This window comes from Mesorhizobium sp. M7A.F.Ca.US.005.03.1.1 (genome assembly GCF_003997975.1).
Taxonomy (GTDB): Bacteria; Pseudomonadota; Alphaproteobacteria; order Rhizobiales; family Rhizobiaceae; genus Mesorhizobium; species Mesorhizobium ciceri.
In genome coordinates, this window is the sequence record NZ_RZRO01000173.1 from 1 (window position 1) to 6,956 (window position 6,956).

A 6,956-nucleotide genomic window follows, 5' to 3' on the forward strand; every position below is an offset into this window, starting at 1 on the left:
CCCGGCCTTCTTCCTGATCTTGATTTCGCTGCGCCCGGTCAGCACATGCGCCATTTCGTTGATCATTGCGACGATCGGGTTCTTGGCATCCATTTCGCCAAGCATGCGTCCGTTGTTGGCAGCATTGCCGAACAGCAATGGATCAAAAGCAATGACCGACATTGGCGACAGACCGAGCGGCTCGGCGAAATCGGCCGGCGAAATCTCCGGGCGTTTCGGGACGCCGGCCTGGTTGATGATAAGCTTGGGCGGCGGATCATTGGGACGAAGCCGCTTGAGCATATCGATGAGGTTCTTGGTGTTGCGCAGATTGGCAAGTTCCGGTGTCGCGGTGATGACGATCTCGTCGGCCTTGACCAAGGTGTTCTTGGTCCAGCCCGTCCAGGCATGGGGGACGTCGAGCACCAGAAGCGGCACGCTGCGCTGGGCGGTGTCGATGAGCTGAACGAAGGCCTCTGGATCGAAATCATAGACCCGTTCGAGCGTCGAAGGCGCCGCCAGCAGCGACAGATGCTCGGCGCACTGGGTCAGCAGCCGGTCGAGATAGACTTCATCGATGCGTTCCGGTGAAAACACCGCCTCGGCAATGCCTTGCGCCGGATCCTGGTCGAAATTGATGTTGGCGGTGCCGAAAGCCAGATCGAGATCAGCGACGACCACTTCGGATTTGAACAGGGAGGACATCGCCCAAGCCACATTGTGGGCGATCGTGGAGGAGCCGACACCGCCCTTGGCGCCGACGAAGGCGATCGAGCGGCCGAGCGGCTCGGCTTCCGGATCGATGAAAATCGACGACACCACGCTGACGATGTCGGCCATCGAGACCGGAGCGATCACATATTCGGAAATGCCGTTGCGGATGAGTTCCCGGTAGAGGCCGACATCATTGTAGTGGCCGATCACCACCACCTTCGACGTCGGATCGCAATATTCCGAAAGCTGGGCGAGTTGTTCCAGCAATTGCTTGGGCTCGCTGCGCGATTCCAGCAGGATCAGATTGGGCGTCGGCGCCGATTGGTAGAATTCGATGGCAGTGGGAACACCGCCCATGTGGACCTTGAGATGCGCCTTCGTCATGCGACGGTCCTCGCCGGCGCGCTCGACCGGGTTGGCAACACCCTCGGTCTCGCAGAATGCCTGGATCGAGATGCGCGGGATCGGCCGCAACGCCTGCATCGCGGCGATGTCCTGCTGCGAGGTATCGCTGCCGTCCACCGGGGCGTCGTAGGCAAGGTTGCTCATCGTCATGCTCTCTCCCGTGGCCTGTTCTATCCGAGATTTGCGGCTCAGTACGTCACTTCCGAATTGCCGAGGAACTCTTCCGAAATGCCTCTCTTTTGGTAAACATCGATGGCTTGGCTACGATTTGCCGGATCAATATTGGCAGATTTACGCGGGCCGAGCAGGTCGGCGGGATTGGCCATCTGGGCGGCAAGATTGTTCTGATAGGAGCAGCCGAAGTCGGCATAGTGCTTGTTCTCCGATGTCTCCATAAGATCTTCGGGCCAGCGGCCGCACTTATCGGTCTGGGCTTTCACCGAGATATAAGCAACGCGAATCGGGGCAGAGGCTTCGGCGGAGGCGGACTGATAGGAGGTCACGACAATCCGATTGCGCTTGATGCCGCTGGCAACCGCCAGCCGGGCGAAATCGCGGGCCGCCGTGGTCGCGGCGACCTCGTTGGCCGATCCGCTCGGGACCTGGATCGTCAGCGTCGGGGCGGCACTTCTGTCATAGCCATCCAGGAAGCCAAGAAGCGTATCGCGCTGGGAGCCGGTCATGCCGCGGTCACCGGCGCCGACAGGCAGGTCGATCTTCTGATTCTTCTCGGCGATGACGATCGGATGGTTGGTGCGGTAATCGTCCGGAATGGCGCCGACCGTGATGCTGTCGCGCTGGGCGCAGCCGGCGAGCAGCGCCGCCACCGCAACCGCCAGGACAGGAACGGCTCGCCGGCAGACCCGTGAACGGCCGAGACGGGTCGTTGCGGCGATGGTGCTTGCCTTCAATGCTGACTGAGACATGTCCGCTTCCCCGCTTACTTGTAGATGAAGCCGACAACGCCGTGGTAGCGGCCATTGGGCTTGTCGGTCTGCATGGTGCCGTAGACGCGATTGACGCGGCCAAGGAACATGCCGGCGCCATCGCTGGCGGCGTTGAAATTGTCGTCCGGCTTGGCAAGGTCGTTGCGCGCCACCGGCTTAACCAGATAGGGCGTGATGATGATGACGAGCTCGGTCTCGTTTCGCACGAAATCCCTGCTGCGGAAGAGCGCGCCAAGCACCGGGATCTTTGTCAATCCAGGCAATCCGTTGACGGCTTGCCTGACATCGTCGCGAACCAGGCCGGCGATCATCATGGAGCCACCGGATGGCAATTCCACCGTTGTGTCGGCAAGGCGCTTGCGCAGCGACAGGGCATTCATGCCGGGACTCGTCACGCCTGAGGAGAACGATACGGATCCCTCGGTTGTCGGCTCGGAAACCGACGTCCTGACTTTCAAACTTATGCGGCCGGGAGACAACACAACCGGCTGGAATTCCAGGCCGATGCCGTACTCGATCTTTTCGACGCTGTAGGTCTTCAGGCCGGTCTGGTTGTCTTGCGATACATTTGCCGAGACACCCGTGACCATATTGTATTCACCGCCGACCTTGAAGGTTGCCTTCTCGCCCGACACAGCCGTCAAGGTCGGCTCGGCCAAGGTCTTCATCACCCCGGACTGCTCCATAGCGTTCACATAAGCCTGCAGTCCTGAAGCGCCGATTTGAAAGCCGGAATTCGACAGCTGTTTGCCGAGACCCGTGAAGTTGTCGCTGATTGCGCCGTAACTAATGCCGTTGCTGCCGCCGCTGCCAACCATGTTGACGCCGAGCTGCTTCATCACCGAGCGGCTGACTTCGGCGACCGTGACCTTCAGCGTGACCTGGTCGTCGCCAATGATCTGGATCAGGTTGACGATCTGGCTGGTGCGGCGCTCCTGGTCCGGATTGTTGATGTCGACACCGCTCTGGGCCGAGCCGCCAGCCGCGGTCTGCGAATATTGTCCCGTCGTCGCTTCACCACCCGACACGAACATGTTCGCCAACTGTTCGGCGCGCTTGGCATCCAGGGGGGTATCCACGGTTCCTGTGAGAACGACGTTGTCGTTCAGCAGTTCCACCTTGACAGCCGACGTCGGCAGGAAGCGCCTGATATAATCTTCAAGGCCGGCAACGTCGCGTTCGACGGCCAGGTCCAGGCTGACGATCTGCTCGCCATTGGGGCCGAAGACAAAGATGTTCGTCTCGCCGACCGCCTTGCCGAACAGATAGATGCGCCTTGCGGTGCGGGTCACCGCATCGGCAACCGCCGGATTGGCGACGAGAATGTCATAGGCATCGCTCGGCAGGTCGATGACCACCGACTTGTTGAGGCCGAGCTTGACGCGCTGGGTGGCCGTCGATGCCGTGACCTGCGCGTTCTTTGCCTCGACGACGCTGCCTTGCACATTCGTTCCGACGAGCAGCAGGCCGAATGCCGCGGCTACGATTGCCGGCAGTTTGCCACCTAGCTTCATTTCCTTGCTCCCACTTCGGAAACTTCGCCCGACTTGATCAGCCTCACCGTTCCCCTGCGGCCATTGCCGGAAACGAGATAGTCGGCCTCACCCACATTCTTTTCCTGCGTGTCCGCGACCGCCCGCAGCGCCAGGGTCAGGCGATCCGCCATCTGCTGGGCGACGGTGATAATCTCCGCCTGCTTGGGCGTCAGTTCCAGCGTGGCGGTCTGGCCCACCCTGGTCTTCTTGCCTTCCTCGTCCTCCTGAATGGTCTGGTCGATGGCCAGGACGCGGATGTTCTTGAGGATGGTCTCGGTGTTGAAGCCGGCGGCACCGCTGGCGGCATCGGCCCTGCGGGTCATGATGACGTCGACGAAATCGTTGGGAAGAATGAAGCCGCCGGCCGACGTGTCGGCCGAGATGGCCGTGGCGACCGCCCGCATGCCGGAAGGCAGGATCGACGACATGAAGCTCTGCCCCTCCCCGATCAGCTTGGAACGCCGCAGCGGCTCTCCGGCATACATCGCCACACGGGCAATGGAACCCTTCAGCTTGTCCAGCGCCTCGGGCTCGGCGGTGCGGGTGATGAAATTCGCGTTGACGCCGTCGGCGGGCCAGGATTGCCAGGCGATGTTGTTTTGGATCGGGCTGCCCATCGGAACGTCGCCTGAAAGCACAAGCACATCCTGGAGTGCCACTGCCGGGGCCTGGGGAGCGGAATCAACGACGACCTGGGGCGGCGGTGCCACCATGTTCTTCGCGACATAGCCAGCGCCACCCGCCGCGGCCACCGCCACGCTCAGAATTATCAATCGCGATGCTGGCATCTGTCCGAACCCTTGCCCTGGCAAACCACGTAGCCAAGCCGGACTTTGCAGCGGCAATCGTCAAAACAAGGTTAATGTAATGCTTACGATCGTGATTAATTTAACGTTTACATAAATTAGCCGGACTATAGCCGGACCGGCCAAAACAGCCGGGCCGACCCCGTTGAGAACGGGGTCTCGGCAATGCTGACAGACAATAAAATAATATCGTGGTCAGGCCGCCAGCCTGGCCAGCGCCCATATCATCAAAGGCGAGTCCGGATAGGTCAGCAACCCGCCAAGGCCGAGCGCGACGCCATAGGGAACGCCTTTTGCCTCGTCGGCGAAATGGCGCAGAAACGGATTTTGGCCGGTAACGGCCGCAAGCATCGACTTCCGGTAGAGGATGATCGCGAGCGTCAGCAGGCCGCCGATGATTGTCGAGGCGACAAGATACTCCACGAGATTGACATTGAGGCCCATCCACATCGCGGTTGCGGCCAGAAGCTTGGCGTCGCCGCCGCCCATGCCGCCTATTGCAAACAGGCCGAACGTCACGGCCAGGACCAGGGCGCCGGCGGCGAAATGTCCGCCATAGGCCGCCCAGTCCATGCCTGTAAGGGGCGCGACCAGCGCGAAAACGACGACGAGCAGCACCGGCACGCGGTTGGCGATCGTCATCGACAGCATGTCGGAGATCGCGGCAAACAGCATGCAGAACGGAAAGACGACGAAGATCAGGGCTTCAAGCATCGGCGCCACGCCTATTGTCCGATTTTATTGGGCTCAATCTAAGATATGTTCGATTAACGATTGATGAGGCCAGGAACGAAAAGACGACCTATATTGGCAGCGGCATAAAAAAGGCCGCCACGCGGCGGCCCTTTTCCAGAAAATGCGATGCAAGTGCTCGGCGATAAGCCGATCAGCTGCCGGTCGGCGCGTTGTTCAGGGTGCTGCCAATGTTGGTGAACTTGGCATTCAGCGCATTGCCGAGCGTGCCGGCGCCAGTGATGATGGCGAGCGCGATGAGAGCGGCGATCAGACCATATTCGATAGCGGTCGCGCCGGATTCGTCCTTCACAAAACGTGCGATGAGATTAGACATTCGAGAGCTCCTACTCCACGTGTTACAGCACTTCCGTCAACTTCTGTGATGGTTGATCGGATGCTGCCAATCTAGGGAGAAGCTCTTTCGATCGGCTTAAGAAACAGCCTTACCGATTCCTTTCCCGGTTCGAACATATTGCGTGGTTAACTTCGGGCTAAAGTACCGCCGCGCCTTCCAGTCCCAGGTTTGGCAGGCTTGCGCCCCGACTGGACCGCGCCTCGCGGGGCGCCCTTATCGGCCATTGCAGGATTGGCAACATCGCAGGCTTAACCGTTGGTTCACCAATCTCGTTCATGTTCCGTTGATCAGTCCGCCTGCGTGGAGCGCCTCAATGGCCCAGCCGAGATCGTCAATCCTGATTGCCGCGCTTCTTGCCGTCTCGAGCTTCGTCGCGCCCGCCATGGCCGGCGCCGGCATCGAGGTCACGATGAACCAGGCCAAGATCGTCAAACTGTCGCGTCCCGCAGACACCATCGTGGTCGGCAACCCGGCAATCGCCGACGCTTCCGTGCAGGACGCTTCGACGATCGTGCTCACCGGCAAAGGTTTCGGCGTCACCAATCTGGTCGTGCTCGATACCGACGGCAGTCCCATCGTCGATGAGCAGGTTACCGTCGTGCGGCAGGCTGCTTCGTCGGTGCGCATCTATCGGCGTGCCGAAATCCAGACGATGTCCTGCACGCCGTATTGCGAAAGCTCCTACAAGAGCGAAGCGGAGAAGTCTTCCGAGGCGGAGATGAGCGTCAGCCGATAGGTGGCGTGACCGGCTGCCGGTGCGGTTATTGGCCGGTTAAGAGGCCTGCGCCGACTTTAACGATCATCCAAACCGGACCTCAATCGGTTTGCGTTAATGGTCCTTCCGAGACCGCATAGAGATCGGCAGGATCGGACATGAGCAAGGGATACGGCCGCGCAGGCGACCACAAAGTGAGATGCCCAAGGTTTTTCGCCCGTTTTCTTCGTGACCGGCGCGGCGCCACGGCAATCGAATTCGCGATCCTTTCAGTCCCCTTCGCGCTGCTTGTCTTCGCCATTCTGGAAAGCTGCATCTCGTTTGCCGCGCAGGAAGTGATGGCCAACATCACCGACGATGTCGCGCGCAAGCTTCGCACCGGCCAGTTGAGGGCGGTTGACGTCGCCGGAACCAACTTGCGGGACATGATCTGCACAAAACTGCAGATCATCGTTTCCCAGGATTGTCCCAATCAACTGCTGGTGGATCTTCGCCAATATACATCGTTCGCGGATGCGGCCACGGCCGGCTTCAAGATCCAGAACGGCGATGTCGTATTGACGAAAGGCACCGCAACCCAGTCGTTTTCAGTGACAGCGGGTGCGGCGGAGTCGAGGAACATGCTGCGGGTCTTTTACAAATGGCCGATCATGACCGACCTGCTGGCCAAATCAATGGGCGGCAACAAGACGCTGCACTTCGCATCGGTGACCTGGCAGAACGAACCGTTCGACAACTGAGCGGAATGCACGAGCAGTATAAGAA

General features: G+C 60.2%; 8 protein-coding genes. 2 read left to right on the forward strand and 6 right to left on the reverse strand.

Annotated features, from left to right (window positions below; genetic code table 11):
- The 6 genes from EN990_RS34445 to EN990_RS34470 form a co-directional block, all read right to left on the reverse strand.
- Window positions 1-1,248: CpaE family protein (locus EN990_RS34445; protein ID WP_127388557.1), on the reverse strand; the 1,248-nt coding region annotated here is incomplete at its 3' end.
- A gap of 38 nt (window positions 1,249-1,286) precedes the next feature.
- Window positions 1,287-2,024, reverse strand: a complete 738-nt coding sequence (locus EN990_RS34450) for a pilus assembly protein CpaD (protein WP_013533682.1) — start codon at window positions 2,022-2,024, stop codon at window positions 1,287-1,289.
- A 14-nt stretch (window positions 2,025-2,038) separates the two neighbouring features.
- Window positions 2,039-3,559: a type II and III secretion system protein family protein gene (locus tag EN990_RS34455; RefSeq protein WP_013533683.1), complete on the reverse strand. Its 1,521-nt coding sequence runs from the start codon at window positions 3,557-3,559 to the stop codon at window positions 2,039-2,041.
- Complete coding sequence (gene cpaB, locus EN990_RS34460) at window positions 3,556-4,368, reverse strand: Flp pilus assembly protein CpaB (RefSeq protein ID WP_013533684.1); 813 nt, start codon at window positions 4,366-4,368, stop codon at window positions 3,556-3,558. The genes EN990_RS34455 and cpaB overlap by 4 nt, the downstream gene beginning before the upstream one ends.
- Before the next feature lie 213 nt (window positions 4,369-4,581).
- Complete coding sequence (locus EN990_RS34465) at window positions 4,582-5,100, reverse strand: prepilin peptidase (protein ID WP_013533685.1); 519 nt, start codon at window positions 5,098-5,100, stop codon at window positions 4,582-4,584.
- A gap of 172 nt (window positions 5,101-5,272) precedes the next feature.
- Entirely contained in the window at window positions 5,273-5,455 is a 183-nt protein-coding gene (locus tag EN990_RS34470; protein WP_013533686.1) for a Flp family type IVb pilin, read from the reverse strand.
- A gap of 334 nt (window positions 5,456-5,789) precedes the next feature.
- On the opposite strand from EN990_RS34470, the gene EN990_RS34475 reads away from it, so the two are divergent.
- Window positions 5,790-6,212, forward strand: coding sequence for a pilus assembly protein N-terminal domain-containing protein (locus EN990_RS34475; RefSeq protein WP_013533687.1), 423 nt, complete (start codon window positions 5,790-5,792; stop codon window positions 6,210-6,212).
- 137 nt (window positions 6,213-6,349) lie between these two features.
- On the forward strand, window positions 6,350-6,931 hold the full coding sequence (locus tag EN990_RS34480; RefSeq protein WP_063169998.1) for a TadE/TadG family type IV pilus assembly protein: 582 nt from the start codon (window positions 6,350-6,352) through the stop codon (window positions 6,929-6,931).
- Window positions 6,932-6,956 lie beyond the last annotated feature (25 nt).

Excerpts from the sequence above, each read along its gene's own strand:
- EN990_RS34450 (WP_013533682.1), bottom strand. The coding sequence starts at position 2,024 with ATGTCTCAGTCAGCATTGAAGGCAAGCACCATCGCCGCAACGACCCGT.
- EN990_RS34455 (WP_013533683.1), bottom strand. The coding sequence starts at position 3,559 with ATGAAGCTAGGTGGCAAACTGCCGGCAATCGTAGCCGCGGCATTCGGC.
- cpaB (WP_013533684.1), bottom strand. The coding sequence starts at position 4,368 with ATGCCAGCATCGCGATTGATAATTCTGAGCGTGGCGGTGGCCGCGGCG.
- EN990_RS34465 (WP_013533685.1), bottom strand. The coding sequence starts at position 5,100 with ATGCTTGAAGCCCTGATCTTCGTCGTCTTTCCGTTCTGCATGCTGTTT.
- EN990_RS34470 (WP_013533686.1), bottom strand. The coding sequence starts at position 5,455 with ATGTCTAATCTCATCGCACGTTTTGTGAAGGACGAATCCGGCGCGACC.
- EN990_RS34475 (WP_013533687.1), top strand. The coding sequence starts at position 5,790 with ATGGCCCAGCCGAGATCGTCAATCCTGATTGCCGCGCTTCTTGCCGTC.
- EN990_RS34480 (WP_063169998.1), top strand. The coding sequence starts at position 6,350 with ATGAGCAAGGGATACGGCCGCGCAGGCGACCACAAAGTGAGATGCCCA.